The sequence below is a fragment of the Gilliamella sp. wkB195 genome, from assembly GCF_001690445.1.
Lineage (GTDB): Bacteria > Pseudomonadota > Gammaproteobacteria > Enterobacterales > Orbaceae > Gilliamella > Gilliamella apicola_E.
The window spans coordinates 1-18,242 of sequence record NZ_LZGP01000037.1; the positions used below are offsets into that span (position 1 = coordinate 1).

At 37.1% G+C, this 18,242-nt stretch carries 14 protein-coding genes; 8 read left to right on the plus strand and 6 right to left on the minus strand.

Features of this window, described 5'->3' with window-relative positions:
- The 3 genes from A9G08_RS09885 to sohB form a co-directional block, all read right to left on the minus strand.
- Nucleotides 1-807 (minus strand): hypothetical protein (locus A9G08_RS09885; protein ID WP_141673940.1); only part of this gene is annotated, 807 nt, incomplete at its 3' end.
- 840 nt (nucleotides 808-1,647) lie between these two features.
- The gene (locus tag A9G08_RS09890) at nucleotides 1,648-2,982 is read right to left on the minus strand and encodes a hypothetical protein (protein ID WP_141673969.1); all 1,335 of its coding nucleotides are present in this window, start codon (nucleotides 2,980-2,982) and stop codon (nucleotides 1,648-1,650) included.
- A gap of 596 nt (nucleotides 2,983-3,578) precedes the next feature.
- Nucleotides 3,579-4,622: a protease SohB gene (sohB, locus tag A9G08_RS09895; RefSeq protein ID WP_065563545.1), complete on the minus strand. Its 1,044-nt coding sequence runs from the start codon at nucleotides 4,620-4,622 to the stop codon at nucleotides 3,579-3,581.
- 145 nt (nucleotides 4,623-4,767) lie between these two features.
- Here sohB and A9G08_RS09900 point away from each other — a divergent pair, with 145 nt between their 5' ends.
- Entirely contained in the window at nucleotides 4,768-6,474 is a 1,707-nt protein-coding gene (locus tag A9G08_RS09900; RefSeq protein ID WP_065563546.1) for a formate--tetrahydrofolate ligase, read from the plus strand.
- Between the two features lie 13 nt (nucleotides 6,475-6,487).
- Nucleotides 6,488-6,874, plus strand: a complete 387-nt coding sequence (locus tag A9G08_RS09905; RefSeq protein WP_065563547.1) for an RnfABCDGE type electron transport complex subunit B — start codon at nucleotides 6,488-6,490, stop codon at nucleotides 6,872-6,874.
- A 39-nt stretch (nucleotides 6,875-6,913) separates the two neighbouring features.
- Here the strand turns inward: A9G08_RS09905 and typA are convergent, their stop codons facing one another.
- Both typA and hemG read right to left on the minus strand, forming a co-directional pair.
- On the minus strand, nucleotides 6,914-8,737 hold the full coding sequence (typA, locus tag A9G08_RS09910; protein WP_065563548.1) for a ribosome-dependent GTPase TypA: 1,824 nt from the start codon (nucleotides 8,735-8,737) through the stop codon (nucleotides 6,914-6,916).
- A gap of 154 nt (nucleotides 8,738-8,891) precedes the next feature.
- Nucleotides 8,892-9,428, minus strand: coding sequence for a menaquinone-dependent protoporphyrinogen IX dehydrogenase (gene hemG, locus A9G08_RS09915; RefSeq protein ID WP_081299578.1), 537 nt, complete (start codon nucleotides 9,426-9,428; stop codon nucleotides 8,892-8,894).
- A 153-nt stretch (nucleotides 9,429-9,581) separates the two neighbouring features.
- Between hemG and glmU the strand changes: the two genes are divergently transcribed.
- Complete coding sequence (glmU, locus tag A9G08_RS09920) at nucleotides 9,582-10,958, plus strand: bifunctional UDP-N-acetylglucosamine diphosphorylase/glucosamine-1-phosphate N-acetyltransferase GlmU (protein WP_416379890.1); 1,377 nt, start codon at nucleotides 9,582-9,584, stop codon at nucleotides 10,956-10,958.
- A gap of 3 nt (nucleotides 10,959-10,961) precedes the next feature.
- Nucleotides 10,962-12,794, plus strand: a complete 1,833-nt coding sequence (gene glmS / locus A9G08_RS09925; RefSeq protein WP_065563551.1) for a glutamine--fructose-6-phosphate transaminase (isomerizing) — start codon at nucleotides 10,962-10,964, stop codon at nucleotides 12,792-12,794.
- A 138-nt stretch (nucleotides 12,795-12,932) separates the two neighbouring features.
- Here glmS and A9G08_RS09930 read toward each other — a convergent pair whose 3' ends face one another.
- Nucleotides 12,933-13,250: a hypothetical protein gene (locus tag A9G08_RS09930; protein WP_065563552.1), complete on the minus strand. Its 318-nt coding sequence runs from the start codon at nucleotides 13,248-13,250 to the stop codon at nucleotides 12,933-12,935.
- 467 nt (nucleotides 13,251-13,717) lie between these two features.
- Here A9G08_RS09930 and A9G08_RS09935 point away from each other — a divergent pair, with 467 nt between their 5' ends.
- The 4 genes from A9G08_RS09935 to A9G08_RS09950 all read left to right on the plus strand — a co-directional run bounded on the left by A9G08_RS09935 (nucleotide 13,718) and on the right by A9G08_RS09950 (nucleotide 18,218).
- Complete coding sequence (locus A9G08_RS09935; protein WP_218058471.1) at nucleotides 13,718-14,251, plus strand: hypothetical protein; 534 nt, start codon at nucleotides 13,718-13,720, stop codon at nucleotides 14,249-14,251.
- A gap of 308 nt (nucleotides 14,252-14,559) precedes the next feature.
- A complete protein-coding gene (locus A9G08_RS09940) occupies nucleotides 14,560-16,443 on the plus strand; it encodes a PTS mannitol transporter subunit IICBA (protein WP_065563554.1) in 1,884 nt (627 codons plus the stop codon).
- 65 nt (nucleotides 16,444-16,508) lie between these two features.
- The gene (locus A9G08_RS09945; RefSeq protein WP_065563555.1) at nucleotides 16,509-17,669 is read left to right on the plus strand and encodes a mannitol-1-phosphate 5-dehydrogenase; all 1,161 of its coding nucleotides are present in this window, start codon (nucleotides 16,509-16,511) and stop codon (nucleotides 17,667-17,669) included.
- Nucleotides 17,670-17,675: 6 nt separating this feature from the next.
- On the plus strand, nucleotides 17,676-18,218 hold the full coding sequence (locus tag A9G08_RS09950) for an MltR family transcriptional regulator (protein ID WP_065563556.1): 543 nt from the start codon (nucleotides 17,676-17,678) through the stop codon (nucleotides 18,216-18,218).
- Nucleotides 18,219-18,242: the final 24 nt, after the last annotated feature.

An 18,242-nucleotide genomic window follows, 5' to 3' on the forward strand; every position in this document is an offset into this window, starting at 1 on the left:
ATTAGACATTGTGACTGTGATACCACCCAGAGAAACAGGAGACCAAGACAATGGCTGACTACTACCACTAATATCTAAATCAAAGTACAATCCATTAAGACCTGTAGTAGGAAAGTTTTGACCGTAATAGAGAGGGTCTGTTTTTTGAGTGAGAAACCCCCTATCAGGGTCCCACATCGAAGCTGGGCCAGCAAAATCCCAAGATGGGTCATAAGGATCATCACCAAGCTTACCATACATTAAATTAGGTCTGACGAAACAAACCACAGGCGAAGCCTTTGGATTGACGTAATAAGTCTCACTACGGGCACTGAAATCACTACGATTAGGAACGCCATAACGAGTTGATAATGTACCGTTAGTACTGGATAACTTAATCCTATAAGGTGCGTTACAAATTGTTAACACGGAATTACGTGATACCGTTTGACCGTTTTTATCGACGATAGATAAACTTAAAGAACCTGTAGCAGTAACGTCTGAATCACCATCATCATCCCCCCAATAATTATTAGGAGGACCGATAAGAGTACTTAAATCGACTGAATTAGTATCAGTAGGAACGAACATACGAATATCAGCAAAACTCTGCCCCTCAACCGGCAAGACGATTGGGGTTGTAGATGATAAATTGGTAGAAGGCGTGTAATTAGTTCCGTTAGATAGTGTAATCCCAAGCAGACCGTTAGCATCAACTGCACGAGTACGACCACCGTCGAAAGTCAGATAAGGTACACTACCCTGTATCGCATTCCTAGTTGTCTGTGATGTCAATGCATGACTGGAAAAAGAAAGGAAAATAGCCACGAAAAAAACAATCTGACGGGATAATTGGGAAAAAGATCGAAAACAGGATCTGAAAGAGGATCCGGAAAACGATCGGAAAAAGGATCGAGAAGAGGATCGCGGAAGCGACCGCGCGAAAATTCGCTGAATTTCACTTGATTGAGTAGAAAAATAAGCTTCAGTGAAAAATTTAAACTGGGTGCTGGACTTAGACGAATTTAAAACATAGGTTGACCAAGTTGCCTGTTGCCTGTTGCCTGTTGAAAATTATAGAACATATGCGACAATCCTGTCAAGTAATTTTTTGATTAATTTACAATTTTATTTCTGCTAAATTTTAGCCTAGTAGCTAAAACCGTGTAAAAAGTATAGTGATTGGAAAAACACGATGCAACACTTTTTTTCGCTCATTTACGTTAACTTTTGTAAATAAAATCTAAAAAGGATCTAAGTTACAACCGATTAATCATTGTTTTAATTAAATATATCGTAATTACAAATCTTTAAAATTAGAGCAATTGATCCTTAAAAATTTTATTTTTGGGCTCTGGATTAGAAATTTAGTGATTTGGATCATTTAATAATTTTTAGATGAGATTTAAAACCTCAAAAACCCCGTTCCTCAACTTTTTTTGATGAAAAAAGGATTTCTAAAAAGTGCCACAGTTTGAGCGCAATTATTTATTTGAGGCAATATTGCAAAGCAGAATTTTGAACGCCAAAAACCCCGCTCCTCAACTTTTTTTGCGATAAAAAACTCAAAAAAACCGCCCCAATTGAGGCGGATGGTTTAAGTTTCGACACCATAACTTATTAGAAAAATATAAGCTATTTTACTATCTCTCCCTCAAAAAATAAGAATTAAGGGTTGAGATCTGAAACACAAACCCCGTTGTAGAAGGTTGCAGGATCTACCCAATGAATAAGTCCGTGGTCGGCGTGTGCGTAAAAGTAATACGTGTAACCACCATCATGGGAGTACGAGTCATTAGTCCAATAATACAAATTAAAGTTAGTATTCGCGTAATATAACAGAAAGCCCCACTCGGTAATAAGACCTGCCCCAATGGTACGTTGGTAATGATTACCCGGTGATGGAGGTGTAGCGGTAATCAATTGGTCATTTGATGGATAAACCGCATTGGTTAAATCCCTTACATTAGGAAGGTGATAACCTATATTTGTACACCAAGATAATTGGTTGTCGTGATTTCCGATAACGTTTCCACGATTGACAAACCACTGCTTTAGTTCAAATCCATATTTAACGACAGCCTTACCACTACTGTCACGACCGACTAACTCGAATGTCTGGGGTAAAGACGGTTTAGCTACTTTTTCCGGATTACTAGAATTCCATTGTTCTAAGGTTGCAGCAGGGCCCGTTAATGTAACGCGGACACTAGTATTTGTTGAATTGGTCATCGTCGCAGTAATTCCACTATGAGAAACCGGATCCCACGTTAATGCCTGATCATTATTGCTAATATCTAAATCAAAGTACAAACCATTAGCGCCAGTAGTCGGGAAATTTAAACCATAAGATGATGGCGTCGCGGTTTGAGTTAGAAAGCCTTTACCATAATTCCAGATAGTTTCGGGACCTACATAGGGAGGTGCGGTATACGCTAGATTATTTGGTTTAGCAAAACAAATCGCAGGTGATTCTTTAGGTTCAAAATAATAGGTAACACTACCTGCTCCGAACTTAATGCTATTAGGAACGCCATAACGAGTGGTCAATGTGCCTTCAGTATTAGTTAATGTCGCTTTATAAGGCGCTTTACAATACATAGGTACGGTATTTCGTGATACAGTTTGATTGTTTTTATCAACAATAGACAAGCTTATACTGCCAGTAGCAGTGACTTCACTATCTCCATCATCATCGCCCCAATAATTATAAGGTGCAGCGACAATGGTGTTTAAATCAACGGTATTACTATCAACTGGCACCAACATGCTAATATCAGCAAAACTTTCATCAATAGTTGGTAATTCGATAGGATTGGTTGCACTAGAATTATTATTTGATGGCGAGTATTGTTGACCATTAGAAAGATGGATCCTGAGCAAACCTTCGGTATCCGTTACTCGTGTATTACCACCGTCGAACGTAAAATAAGGCACTTCACCGTGAATAAAATTGGATGTTGTGGATGTTAACGCTGTACTAGTAAATGAAAACGCTAACAATATGCTAAGTACTAAAGGTAATAGGATCTGTCGGGATGATATTGATCTATGTGAGGATCGCGCAAAATTTAGCGTAATTTTATAGATCTTGGTGAAAAAATAGACTTTAGTGGAAAATGAAAAATAAGAGCTTAACTTTGACGAATTTAAAAGATAGGTTGGCCAGGTTGCCTGTTGCCTGTTGCCTGTTGAAAATTATAGTGCATATTACATAACCCTGTCAACTAAATTTATGATTTATTTACTATTTATGTTTTTACTTAAATTTGGAACGCTTATATAAAACGATGTAAAAGTATAGTGACTGAAAAAATACGATGCAACAATTTTTCACTTTAGATCGTTAATCTTTGTAAAGAAAAACATCTAAAAAAACAAAAATAACCGAGCAGATGCGGTTTAATTAAAAAACAGTTCATTTACAATTCTTTAAGGATCACATTTTTAAGATAAATCGTTTGGTGTTAGATATTAGACGTTTTAGTAAATTTAAGATTTTCAGACAAAATTTTAGGATTAAAAAACCCCGCTCCTCAACTTTTTTTGAGGAATCGGGGTTTTAAAGATGCAAATAAAGTGATTTTAGATTAAACCTTTTACAGTCCGTTTCCTTGTCTAAAAAATAACTTTTCCATGCCTTTCACGACATTTTTGGAGAGTTTTTCGGACAGTTTTTGTTTGCGTTGATAGTTAACAGCAATGATTTTATGCGTTTTTAGGTGTGATAAGATAAAATCATCACTGGTGCTAATTTCGTCAACCAGTCCCATTTCTTTGGCTTGAGTAGCAAACCAGTGTTCGCCTGTTGCAACCTGATCTATATCGATATTTGGTCGATATTCTTTTACAAAGTCTTTAAATAATAGATGCGTTTGTTCAAGTTCTTGTTTGAATTTTTGGCGACCTTCATCCGTGTTTTCACCAAACATGGTTAGGGTTCGTTTGTATTCTCCTGCCGTTTGTAATTCAATATCGACATCATGTTTTTTTAGCAATCGGTTGAAGTTAGGAATTTGGGCAACAACACCAATTGAACCAACAATTGCAAATGGCGCTGCGACAATTTTGCTCGCAGTGCAGGCCATCATATAACCGCCACTGGCTGCAACTTTGTCAACTACAGCAGTAAATGGAATGTTACGCGTTCTAAAGCGTAATAGTTGTGAGGCAGCAAGGCCATATCCATGCACTACTCCACCAGGGCTTTCAAGTTTTACGACAACTTGATCTTCTGGTTTAATGATGGCTAGTACAGCAGTGATTTCTTGACGCAGTTCTTCAACTTCATGTGCATCCATACTGCCGTTAAACGATAAGACAAATAATTTAGGCTTTGCATCTGATGATTTAGCATTATCATCTTTCTTTTTAGCCGCTTGTTTAGCTTGTTTCTTTTCAAGTTTTTTTTGTTTTTTGAGATCTTTTGTAAACTGTTTAGCTTCGATTTCATCCATGCTCGACGTTAGCATGTCATCTTTGACTTGTTCATATTCTTCGCTAATATCTTTGACAGATAAACGTCCAGCAATTGTTGATGATTTTCGGCGTTGACTTAAAATAAAAATTAATACCGCTAAAATAGCAATAACCACCGTTGCTGTTTCAGCCAAGAAGAGAGAATACTGCGAAAACCAGTTCATTTAATCATTATCCTTTAGTTGAAAATTTTCGCTATTATAACAAGATAATTAGAGATTGTGCCGAAAATCAATAAAGATTAAATTGTTGCTTTATTCGGCATTTTAAATTCTTTATACTGACAGCCTAATTTATTGTTATACGAGAATGAAAATGCCACTACGCCCAATAACTGAAATCGCTAAACAATGTCAGATCCCTGAACAATACGTGCTTCCTTACGGTAAATATGTTGCCAAAATTGATTTATCAATCCTTAATGCGAAGGAAAATCGCGCTAATGGTAAATTAGTTTTAGTTACCGCTATTACACCAACACCACTCGGTGAGGGTAAAACCGTTAATACCATTGGTCTAAGTGAAGGCCTTAATTATCTAGGTAAATCAGCTATCGCTTGTATTCGTCAACCAAGCTTAGGACCTGTTTTTGGCGTAAAAGGCGGTGCAGCCGGTGGTGGGCAAGCAGAAGTTTTGCCGATGGAGACGCTAAATCTTCATCTTACTGGTGATATTCATGCAATAACTGCTGCACATGATTTAGCATCTGCCGCGTTGGATTCTCGTCTTTATCATGAAGATCGTCTTGGCGATGAGTTTACCGCACAAACCGGTTTACCTCGTTTAAATATTGATGTTAATCGCATTGTTTGGAAACGGGTTATTGATCACAATGATCGCGCTCTGCGTAATATCACTGTCGGTGTTGGTGGCGGTGTGAATGGTGTTGAACGCCGTGACGGATTTGAGATTACGGCAGCGTCTGAGCTAATGGCAATTTTGGCTTTGGCTTCTGATTTACATGATATGCGTGCGCGTATTGGTCGTATTATTTTGGCCTATAATACGCAAGGCGAGCCAATCACAGCTGAACAGCTCGAAGTTGCAGGCGCGATGACAGTACTTCTTAAAAATGCGATTAATCCTAACTTGATGCAAACCGTTGAGAATACGCCTGTACTAATCCATGCTGGACCATTTGCTAATATTGCTCATGGTAATTCATCAGTTATCGCTGATCGCATTGCAATGAATTTAGCCGATTATGTGATAACCGAAGCAGGTTTTGGTTCTGACATGGGTATGGAGAAATTCTTTAATATTAAATATCGTCAAGCTGGTATTAAGGCTTCTTGCGTGGTTTTAGTGGCAACGGTTCGTAGCTTAAAATCTAATAGTGGTAAATATAATATCAAACCAGGACAAGCTATCCCTAAAGAGATTTCAGAATCAAATGTGGAGTTACTTGAAATTGGTGCGGCCAATTTAGCTTGGCATATTAAGAATGCCAAGAGCTATGGTTTACAAGTAATTGTTGCGATCAATCGATTCCCACATGATAGTGAAGAAGAGTTGGCGTTTTTACAAAAATATGCCGTTGAACATGGTGCTTTTGCTTGCGAAGTGAGCGAAGTGTTCACTCAAGGTGGTAAAGGTGCTGAAAAACTTGCTAAACATGTTATTGAGGCATGTGATATGCCAAGTGAAATCAAATTACCTTATCCTGACAGTATGCCATTGATGGATAAAATCCAAACTATGGTTAAAAAGTACGGTGCCAATAAAGCGAACTTGTCAGAAACCGCGCTTAAGAACATTAAAGAGATTGAAGCGTTAAAACTTGATCACTTACCACTTTGTATTGCCAAGACGCCGATGTCGATTAGCGCTGATGCTAATTTAAAGAATGTACCAACTGACTTTGATGTTGATATCAGCCATTTAGCCATTTCAGCCGGTGCTGGTTTTATTCGAGTTTATGCCGGTAATGTGATGACAATGCCAGGGCTTGGCACGAATCCAGCTTATCGACATATTGATATTGACAAAGATGGTAATATTGTTGGTTTAAGTTAATTTAAATTTTATTATGCAATATAAAGCCTTTATTGATGAAGAAAATTGTATTGGTTGTGGTAAATGTATCCGTGTTTGCCCTACTGATGCTATTGTTGGTAGTAAACAGGTGTTACATACGGTATTACCGCAATTTTGTACTGCGTGTAGTAATTGTATTAATACCTGTCCAACTGATTGTATTACCTTAAGCACTCTTGGCGTTGAATTAAGTGAGCAAGAAGAGTTGCTGTTAACTGAGAAGAAACAACAACGCTTAAATCGTAATCAATTGGTTCCGCCGACTATTTTATTTCCTAGGTCGATGCCTGCAAGCAGTGCGACTACTCAGAAAGATCGTAAACAATCGATTGCCGATGCTATTGCTCGCGTTAGAGCTAAAAAAAACCTCGCTAATTAGCGAGGTTTTGTAGTTTGATTATTAAAATCATAATTCACATTATTCTTTATTACTTCTAAATGCACGCTTACGATCGTTTTCAGTTAGATGACGTTTACGTAGACGAACAGATAATGGTGTTACTTCAACTAATTCATCATCATCAATAAATTCTAACGCTTGTTCTAACGACATTTTTACTGGTGGTGATAAGGTCGTCGCTTCATCAGTACCTGATGCTCGCATGTTAGTTAATTTTTTACCCGTTAAGCAGTTAACGGTTAAATCATTTGAGCGAGTATGGATACCAATAATTTGCCCTTCATAAACTTCAGCACCATGACCAAGGAATAATTTACCACGATCTTGCAAGCTATAAAGCGCATAAGCCAAAGCTTTACCAGTACCGTTTGAAATCATTACCCCATTATTACGTTGGCCGATTTCACCCGGACGCACATCATCGTAATGGCTAAATGTTGAGTAAAGTAAACCAGTACCTGATGTCATGGTCATAAATTCAGTTCTAAATCCAATAAGACCACGGCTAGGAATCACATAATCTAGACGTACACGTCCTTTACCATCAGGTAACATATTGGTCAAATCACCTTTACGTAAACCTAAGGCTTCCATCACTGAACCTTGGTGTTGTTCTTCGATATCTAAAGTAACTTGTTCGAAAGGCTCTTGTTTTTTGCCATCGATTTCTCTGTAGATAACTTTAGGACGAGATACCCCAAGTTCATAACCTTCACGACGCATATTTTCAATAAGAACAGATAAGTGCAATTCACCACGACCAGAAACTTTGAATGCATCCGGATCTGGGGTTTCTTCAACACGAAGAGCCACGTTATGTACAAGTTCTTTATTTAGACGTTCAAGAATTTGACGAGAAGTTACATATTTACCTTCTTTACCTGCAAATGGTGAACTATTTACATTAAAGAACATGGTAACTGTTGGTTCATCAACGCTTAGTGCTGGCAGAGCTTCAACACAGCTGTTATCACAAATTGTGTCAGAAATACCAAGTTCACCTAATCCAGTGATAGCAATGATATCCCCTGCTTCTGCAACTTCAGCTTCATAACGTTGTAAGCCTAGGTGACCTAATACTTGTCCGACTTTGCCAGTACGTTTGTTACCTTCGCTATCGACAATAGTAACTTGTTGATTTGGTTTAACGCGACCGCGTTTAATACGACCAATCCCAATAACACCAACATAATTGTTGTAATCAAGTTGAGAAATTTGCATTTGGAATGGACCATCTAAATCGACTTTAGGTGGTTCTACATGTTCAACAATTGCTTCAAATAGTGGTGTCATGTCTTGTGCCATATCTTCATGATCAAGACCTGCAATTCCCATTAATGCTGATGCATAAACGATTGGGAAATCAAGTTGTTCATCAGTTGCACCAAGGTTAACGAATAAGTCGAATACTTGATCCACAACCCAATCTGGGCGCGCACCCGGACGGTCAACTTTATTAATAACCACAATTGGTTTTAAACCATGAGCGAATGCTTTTTGAGTCACAAAACGTGTTTGTGGCATTGGTCCGTCCATTGCGTCAACAAGCAGTAGTACAGAGTCAACCATTGACATTACACGTTCTACTTCACCACCAAAATCGGCATGGCCTGGAGTATCAACGATATTAATTCGGTAACCATTCCAATCGATAGCCGTATTTTTAGCTAAAATAGTAATACCACGCTCTTTTTCAAGCGCATTTGAGTCCATTATTCTTTCATTGTCATCACCACGCAAATTATCAAGCGTGCCTGATTGTTTTAATAGTTTATCAACCAAGGTTGTTTTACCATGGTCAACGTGAGCAATAATGGCTATATTTCTTAAATTTTCAATCACAATTAAAATCCCAGTTAGGAGACAGATTCTTTAGGCGCAATATTGTACACCTTTTTAGTAAAAAAGTTGATCTATATCACAAAGTTTCTTCAAAACAACTTTAAGACTTGATATTTAACGAAAATAGTGACTTATTTTATCAAGATAACTAAGACTAATTATCAATAAGTTCCACAAATTGCTCGGCAAATTCATCCACTTTTGTCCAATTTGTGTACTCTATTACTTCTTTTGTCACATCTGTATCACCCTTACCTAACCACATAATAAATCGAATCATATTACGATCAAACCAGTTATATTTAGGATAATAAAGCGCACCAGCAAATACCGCTTTGATAGTCGGTTGCCAGGCAATTTTGGCAAGGAATTTTTTAGTATATAGGTTAGTTTCAGGTGTATTTTTATTTGGTTTTCTAGCCACCACATTTACCCCAAAAAAACCAGTTTTTAACGCATTTAATTGCTGATAATTGGCATCAATAAACTTCTTCATGGTTTTACTGTAAAAACCATATCGAATTGAACAACCAATTAATACGGCTTTGTAGTTACCAAGATCAATCTTGGTATCGGGCAATAACTCAATCAAATCACAATCACATTTACCCTCAAGATGTGTTTTTATTCGTTGCATAATTTTAAGGGTTTGCTTTTCGTGAGTGGTGTAAAGCAATAAGACCTTGGTAATGCTATTCATAACAATGCTTCCTTTTATTAAAACACTTGGTAAATTTCAATAATTCTTTTTTTAGGATAAAAATTAACAATTACGGGATGATTTCGTGGAAAACTTTGATTATAGTATTAGCCTTATTTAACCAGACCGGAACTGATTATGGCAATTTCACCTCCAAAACGTAGTGCAATTATTTTGGCGGCAGGAAAAGGCACACGGATGTATTCCAACCTACCTAAAGTTTTACATAAAATCGGCGGTAAGCCGATGTTACAACATGTTATTGATACAGTTCAACAACTTAATACTGATCGCATCAATATTGTTTATGGTCATGGCAAAAGCGAGTTAGAAAAATCGTTACAAGATCAACCTGTGCAACTTGTTTATCAAGCAGAACAGTTGGGTACAGGACATGCTGTTCAACAAGCTATTCCTTTTATTGAAGATGATGAAGATATCTTGATTTTATATGGTGATACACCTCTTATCTCAATTGAAACCTTGCAGAATTTAATTGCCAGTAAACCACATGAAGGCATTGCCTTATTGACAGTGATTTTAGATGATCCTACTGGCTATGGGCGAATCGAACGCAAAGACGGTAAAGTGGTAGCGATCGTTGAACAAAAAGATGCCAATGTTGAACAACAAAAAATTAACGAAATTAATACCGGTATTATGCTGGTTACCGGCAAGTTACTTAAAAAGTGGCTATCTCGTTTAACCAATAATAATGCGCAAAAAGAGTATTATTTGACCGATATTATCGCCTTTGCCCACCAAGATGGTTACGACATTTTAACGTCTCACCCAGTTAAAAAATTCGAAGTTGAAGGCGTCAATAATCGCTTGCAACTTGCAACTTTAGAACGGCATTATCAACAGCATCAAGCTGAGCAACTTTTACTTGCCGGTGTCACGTTGCTTGACCCTGCGCGTTTTGATTTACGTGGTAAATTGACTCATGGCAAGGATGTCACTATTGATACAAATGTGATTATTCAAGGTGATGTTACATTGGGTAACAATGTCGTTATCGGTTCAGGTTGTATTTTAAAAAACTGCACCATCGCTGATGATAGCGTAATTAGCCCTTTCTCAGTAATTGAAGATTCAATCATTGCCAAACACTGTACTATCGGACCTTTTGCTCGAATAAGACCTGGTAGCCAACTGGATGATCATGCCCATGTTGGTAACTTTGTCGAATTGAAAAAAGCTCATCTTGGTCATGCCACCAAAGCAGGACATTTAAGTTATTTAGGTGATAGCGAAATAGGCTGTAACGTCAACATTGGCGCAGGCACAATTACTTGTAACTATGATGGTGCGAACAAATTTAAAACCGTGATCGAGGATGATGTATTTGTGGGTTCCGATACTCAACTAATTGCACCAGTTAAAATTGGTAAAGGTGCAACCATTGCAGCTGGAACAACGGTAACCAATGATGTCAATGACAATGAGCTTGTGGTTAGCCGGGTAAAACAGAAACAACTTGCAGGTTGGAAAAGACCAACTAAATTGAAAGAGGAATAAACAATGTGTGGTATTGTGGGCGCGATCGCCAAACGTGATGTGGCAGAAATATTATTAGAAGGTTTAAAACGATTAGAATATCGTGGTTATGATTCTGCTGGGCTTGCTATTATCTCTCCAACAGGTGAATTACAGCGAGTAAGACGTGTCGGAAAAGTAAAAGCGCTTAAAGATGCGGTAGATGAGCATCCAATCAAAGGTTCAACTGGGATTGCTCACACTCGTTGGGCGACGCACGGCGAACCGGTCGAACACAATGCACACCCTCATATATCGGGTTTTATTGCCGTTGTGCACAATGGTATTATTGAAAATTTTGAGCCTCTGCGTGAAACACTCATCGCAAAAGGATATCAATTCCGTTCAGAAACCGATACCGAAGTTATTGCCCACTTAATTCACGATATTATCTCAACCGAAGATTGCTCACTTTTTGAAGCAGTACAAAAAGCAATCCCACAATTACGAGGTGCTTATGGCACCGTTGTAATGGATACGCGTAATCCCGATATTCTCGTCGCGGCACGTTCAGGTAGTCCACTAGTGATTGGTTGTGGCGTTGGTGAAAACTTTATTGCTTCAGATCAATTAGCTTTATTACCGGTTACTCGTCAATTTATCTTCTTAGAAGAGGGTGATATTGCACTAATCACCCATCGCACTGTGAATATTTTTGATAAAAACCATCAAGAAGTTAACCGTCCATGCATCGAATCTGATGCGAAATATAACGCAGGCAGTAAAGCTGGCTTTAATCACTACATGCAAAAAGAGATTTACGAACAACCTAATGCTATAAAAAATACCCTTGAAGGACGAATGGCTCATGGCAAAGTGGATTTATCTGAACTTGGCGATAATGCGGAAAATATTCTTAAGCAAGTTGAACATGTGCAAATTGTTGCTTGTGGTACCGCCTATAATGCCGGAATGGTTGCTCGTTATTGGTTTGAGGCATTAGCTGGTATTCCTTGTGATGTGGAGATCGCTTCGGAATTTCGCTATCGAAAACCCGCTCGCCGTAAAAACAGTTTATTCATCACCCTATCACAATCAGGTGAAACGGCAGATACGCTTGCAGCATTACGCTTAGCAAAAGAGAATAATTACTTAAGCACTCTTGCCGTTTGTAATGTGGCTGCCTCTACCTTAGTTCGTGAAGCTGATTTGGTGTTACTAACCAAAGCTGGCGTTGAAATTGGCGTTGCTTCAACTAAAGCCTTTACCACGCAATTAACCGTATTATTGCTTTTAGTTGCCAAATTAGGCCGACTTAATGACATGGCTGAAATCACTGAACAAGCGATCGTCCATGCCTTACAAACTTTGCCAAATCGCATTGAGCAAGTGTTAATGGCCGAGCCAGAAATCAAAAAACTTGCTGGACACTTTGTCGATAAACATCACGCCCTATTTTTAGGCCGTGGCGATGAATATCCAATCGCAATGGAAGCGTCATTAAAACTTAAAGAGATCTCCTACATTCATGCAGAAGCGTATGCCGCAGGTGAATTAAAACATGGTCCTTTAGCGCTTATCGATGCAGATATGCCAGTTATTGTTATGGCTCCGACCAATGACCTACTCGAAAAACTTAAAGCTAATATTGAAGAAGTTCGTGCCCGTGGTGGACAACTTTATGTATTTGCTGAGCAAGATGCAGGCTTTGTGAGTGATGACACAATGCATATCATCAACTTACCTCATATTGAAGAACTTACAGCGCCAATCTACTACACGATACCAACCCAATTGCTTGCTTACCATGTAGCTTTAATCAAAGGCACAGACGTCGATCAGCCTCGTAATTTGGCAAAATCTGTGACTGTGGAGTAGAAAACTGAACATTTGGCTTATCACTTGATAGGTCAAATCATCAAATATATGAAAAATTAGTCATTAATTAACAATATAAAATAACCCAATGAACTGATTAGATTCATTGGGTTATTATAATTTCTATTTTTTAGCTTTTTATGCAGCTTTTTGTCTTTTTTTCATGATAATAAAATAAATAAATGCAATTAACATTGCAACAACATGAAAACCAACATAAAAACCATAAGTACCAACACCGTTTGCACCTTGAGCACTAGATGCTATTACCAACGATGGTGATAAAAATGCAGTACTGATGATATTAACACCAAAAGTAATGCCAGAAATGGTAGGTTGTCCACGAAAACTAATTAAAGCTAAAACACTACAACCCATAGCAATAAATAATCCAACAACCGGTACAAAAATAGAAATGATAGCGAAAATTAACGCTATAATAGATAGAGCTTTCATTTTTACCTCAATGTAAAATAATGATCCTTCATTGAATCCGTTTTAAATATTTATTTACTTACTTAAATAATTATTTTCCATAAGCACCAGTATGATATCAAATTGTTAATAAAAGTAAATTAAATATAATTGAAAAATCATGGTATTAAGCATATTGACGAGCCACCTCTTTAAATTAACTAACCGTTCTTATCAAAAACTTAAAAAACATATGTGGTTATTTATAAATTCTAATAACATTTGTGTGGTTAATAAATAATGCCATTTTGATTAAATTATCAAAAATTTCCGAGCTAGCGCATTATGTAATACTCTATGTTTTCCAGCCATTTCGCTAATTCTCGTGAATTTAAGTATTTAATTTACTATATTGCCAAAAAAGGTATGAAGATGTAGCATATCAATCTGATTTTAAAAACAAAACTATTTAATATTTCAATTTCAACAATTCAAAACTGTAAAGGATTATGATGAAAAAAATTATTTTCGCATTACTAGCATTTAGCTTATTTGGATGTTCAACTAGCCTACCGGTTAATTATATTCCTGCCCCTTCAATTAAAGGTACTGAAAAAGTATCTATTAATGAAGTTAAATATCAACCTTTCATAAATGGAAAAGTAAAGGCGAATGAAATTCAAAAAGCAAAAGGAGCTATTGGAACAGTTTACACATCAGTAAACGTTGATACATTAGTTAGAGAATCTTTCAAAAAAGAACTAATCGCCGCTGGATACGATCTTAATAATTTATCTAATCTACAAATTAACCTCACTATTGATAAGTTTTTATATGACTGGATAGGCTTTGTAGAAGTCGATTTTTATCTCGATATTACTTACACTATTACTAAAAATGGCGTAGAAATTATGAGATTTTCAACACAAGAACATCAATTAGCGCCAAAAACTATGACTTCTGACAGCGAAGCAATTAAAGCTGCAATGTCTTCTTCTTTTACTCATTTCTTATTAGAAGCAAGAAGAAATAAAATTCTATAATTAAGTGATAAAATAATTTAAGCTCATAAGAGCTTAAATTATCCCTATCTTAAAGTTTACGATTTAATCGTTTTCTGACAAAAAATTACCTCACCAAAACTCAAAACCACCAAATAAATATAGAAAAATTTAGCTTAAAAGTTTCCTATCACCGCATTAGTGTGATCTAGATCACAAAACCTAAAAATACCCCACTTTTAACAGTGTGATATATGTCACATTTTTTGATTATTTTGGATGAATCCAGTAACTAAATGCTTCTACAATAACAGCATAATGATTATATCAATCAATAAGGAAAGATTTGTATGACAACATCAAACATTAAACTTAAAGTCCAAAATTTTGGGCGATTTCTAAGTAATATGGTGATGCCCAATATCGGCGCATTTATTGCTTGGGGCTTTATTACTGCAATTTTTTTATATAATGCTAACGATCCATCTGCTGGAGGATGGTTTCCAAATGAAGGCGTATCAACGGCTTTTATCGGACCAATGATCACTTATCTACTTCCATTATTAATTGGTTATACTGGTGGTAAATTGGTTTACGGTGATCGTGGTGGTGTAGTTGGTGCGGTCACTACAATTGGGGTAATTGTTGGCGTATCGATTCCAATGTTTTTAGGCGCAATGATATCTGGACCTTTAGGTGGATGGTGCATTAAACAGTTCGATAAATTCATTGATGGTAAAATCAAAAGTGGCTTTGAAATGTTAGTTAATAACTTTTCAGCTGGCATTATTGGTATGATTCTTGCGCTTATCGCTTATTTTGGAATCGGTCCGGCTGTTGCTTCGTTAACTAATGTACTTATTGTTGCAGTACAATTCATGGTTGATCATGGTTTATTACCACTTACTTCAATTCTGGTTGAACCAGCAAAAATACTATTCCTTAATAATGCTATCAATCATGGTGTATTTACTTCACTAGGTGTAACACAAGTAGCAGAAACAGGTAAGTCTATCTTCTTCTTGATTGAAGCAAACCCTGGTCCAGGTTTAGGTTTATTACTTGCTTATATGTTCTTTGGTAAAGGTGCGGCAAAAGGATCAGCAAGTGGAGCTGCAATTATTCACTTCTTTGGTGGTATCCATGAAATTTATTTCCCTTATGTTTTAATGAATCCTCGACTCATCATTGCTGTAATTTTAGGTGGCATGACTGGTGTATTTACTTTAACTTTATTTAATGCAGGTTTAACAGCACCCGCATCACCAGGATCTATTTTTGCGGTAATGAGTATGGCAAAAGGTTCATATTTAGGTGTAACGTTATCTGTGCTTGCAGCAACTACAGTATCATTTATTGTGTCGGCTATTTTATTAAAAACAACAAAAGATAATGGCAAAAGTTTAGACGAAGCCATGTCTGATGTCACTGCAATGAAAAGCGAAGCCAAAGGAGTAAGCGAAAATAGTAAACTTGATCTTGCTAAAGTGAAAAAAATAATCGTTGCTTGTGATGCAGGTATGGGCTCAAGTGCTATGGGTGCGGGTGTTTTACGTAAAAAAGCAGAAGATGCTCATTTAGATATCAGTGTTACCAATTTAGCAATTAATAACTTGCCAACTGATGCGGATATCATCATCACACATAAAGATTTAACCGCACGAGCAAAACAATATGCACCAAACGCTTATCATATTTCATTAACTAACTTTTTAGATAGTGATTTATATACTCAATTAGTGAATGATTTAGTCAAAGCAAAAGGTGGTCAACAAGTTGTACAACCAACACCTACCCACCAACCGCTGTTTAAGTTGAATGCAAAAAATGTTTTTTTAGGTTTAACGGCGCAAACTAAAGAAGAAGCCATCCGTTTTGCTGGCCAAAAACTAGTCGAAAATGGTTACGTAAAAACAGCTTATATTGATGCCATGTTAGAACGTGAACGATTAACATCCACCTATTTAGGCGAATCGATTGCTGTACCTCACGGCACAATTGAATCTAAAGATGATGTGATTAATACAGGTATCGTATTTTGCCAATATCCAGCAGGTGTACAGTTTGGCGAAGAAGAGCAAGATAAAGCAAAAATCGTAATTGGAATTGCTGCTCGTAACAATGAACATCTTGATGTTATCGCCAAGTTAACCAATGCACTTGATGACGAAAAGATTATTGCAAAACTGACTACCACTAATGATATTGAAGAAGTCCTAGCAATATTAAGCTAACTTTCCTACGAAGGTAGGAAGTGTTTTAACAGATTAAAAATGATTCAAAATTAAGGATTATTATTATGCAAGCATTACATTTTGGCGCCGGCAATATTGGTCGTGGTTTTATTGGTAAATTATTATCTGATGCCGGTGTCCACGTCACTTTTGCAGATGTTAATCAACAAGTTATTGATGAACTTGCTAGCCGCCATCAATATCCAGTCAATGTGGTTGGTGAGCAATCGGTTACCGAAACAGTGAAGAATGTTGATGCCATCAACAGTACTTCACCTAAAGTCGCTGATTACATCGCGAAAGTTGATCTAGTTACCACTGCGGTCGGTCCTCAAATTTTAGCGCGCATTGCGCAAAGTGTGGCACAAGGCATTATTGCTCGACATGCTCAAGGTAATAACGCTCCACTCAATATTATTGCTTGTGAAAACATGGTACGTGGCACGAGCCAGTTCAAACAGGAAATCGTAAAGTATCTACCAGAAAATCTTCACCAATGGGTTAATGAACATATTGGTTTTGTTGATTCTGCGGTTGACCGCATTGTGCCACCGGCAACTTCTAAAACAGGTGATATTTTAGAGGTGACGGTTGAAACATTCTCTGAATGGATTGTCGATAAAACTCAATTTATTGGCACAATCCCTCAAATCAAAGGTATGGAGCCCGTTGATAACCTAATGGCCTTTGTGGAGCGTAAACTATTTACTTTAAATACCGGACATGCTATTACAGCCTATCTCGGTTTTTATAACAATATTGCGACCATTCGGGATGCGATTTTAAACGATAAAATTCGTAAAATTGTACGTGGAGCCATGGAAGAAAGTGGACAAGTACTGATCAAACGCTATGATTTTGATCCAGCCAAACATCAAGCCTATATTGAAAAAATCCTAACTCGATTTGAGAATCCTTATCTACATGATGATACCGCACGAGTAGGACGTCAACCAATACGCAAACTAGGTCCTGGCGATCGTTTGATCAAACCATTACTTGGCACATTTGAATATAAACTTAGCAATCAAAATCTGCTTATCGGTATTGCAGCTGCGCTTAACTATCGTAATGATGACGACGAACAAGCAATCGAACTGGCAAATCAAATTGCTAACAAGGGTTTAAAACAAGCATTTTGCGATATTTCTGGTATTGAAAGTGATAATCCAGTTGTTAGCCAAATCGAACAACTTTATACTGCTATGCAAAATTATCAATTTTAAGTGACAATGCAAACATTAGCAGAAGACACCATCCTCGAAAAACTCAATCAGCAAGCTGATATACACAGCTTGCTGAAAGTTGCGATCAATTTGATTAATGACAGTGTCAATCAATTGATTCTAAAGGTTTTTCGTAAAGAGCCTCATGCTATCAAGTTTGTTATTCCATCATTGGTGGGCAAAAATGGCCCACTTAATGACACCTCAGTCTGTTTGAAATTACTTTATGCACTAGGCATCATCACGCGTGAAGATTATGAAGATATTGAATTGTTAATGGCAATTTTAGATGAGCTAGAACAAGACGATAAAAATTACACCTATCTGGATGACGAAATCCTAGGTCCAATCAGCTTACTGCACGACATGATCCTTCCCCCTAACTCTCCATTAAATAACCCGCAAGAGAACGGCATTGTCGATACCTTAAAATCATCCATGTACCAAAACCGTTATCAACAAATGATCCGCTCAGCGTTGATCATCGCCATTACAGATTTAACCTTACGTATCGTAAATAAACAGAAAATTGATTATTTCCCTGAGTAATATTAATTTATAGAGATGAATTTT

Coding starts and splice junctions, on each gene's coding strand:
- A9G08_RS09940 (WP_065563554.1), top strand. CDS start 14,560: ATGACAACATCAAACATTAAACTTAAAGTCCAAAATTTTGGGCGATTT.
- A9G08_RS09930 (WP_065563552.1), bottom strand. CDS start 13,250: ATGAAAGCTCTATCTATTATAGCGTTAATTTTCGCTATCATTTCTATT.
- glmS (WP_065563551.1), top strand. CDS start 10,962: ATGTGTGGTATTGTGGGCGCGATCGCCAAACGTGATGTGGCAGAAATA.
- A9G08_RS09950 (WP_065563556.1), top strand. CDS start 17,676: ATGCAAACATTAGCAGAAGACACCATCCTCGAAAAACTCAATCAGCAA.
- A9G08_RS09900 (WP_065563546.1), top strand. CDS start 4,768: ATGAAAATGCCACTACGCCCAATAACTGAAATCGCTAAACAATGTCAG.
- A9G08_RS09905 (WP_065563547.1), top strand. CDS start 6,488: ATGCAATATAAAGCCTTTATTGATGAAGAAAATTGTATTGGTTGTGGT.
- A9G08_RS09945 (WP_065563555.1), top strand. CDS start 16,509: ATGCAAGCATTACATTTTGGCGCCGGCAATATTGGTCGTGGTTTTATT.
- A9G08_RS09935 (WP_218058471.1), top strand. CDS start 13,718: ATGATGAAAAAAATTATTTTCGCATTACTAGCATTTAGCTTATTTGGA.
- sohB (WP_065563545.1), bottom strand. CDS start 4,622: ATGAACTGGTTTTCGCAGTATTCTCTCTTCTTGGCTGAAACAGCAACG.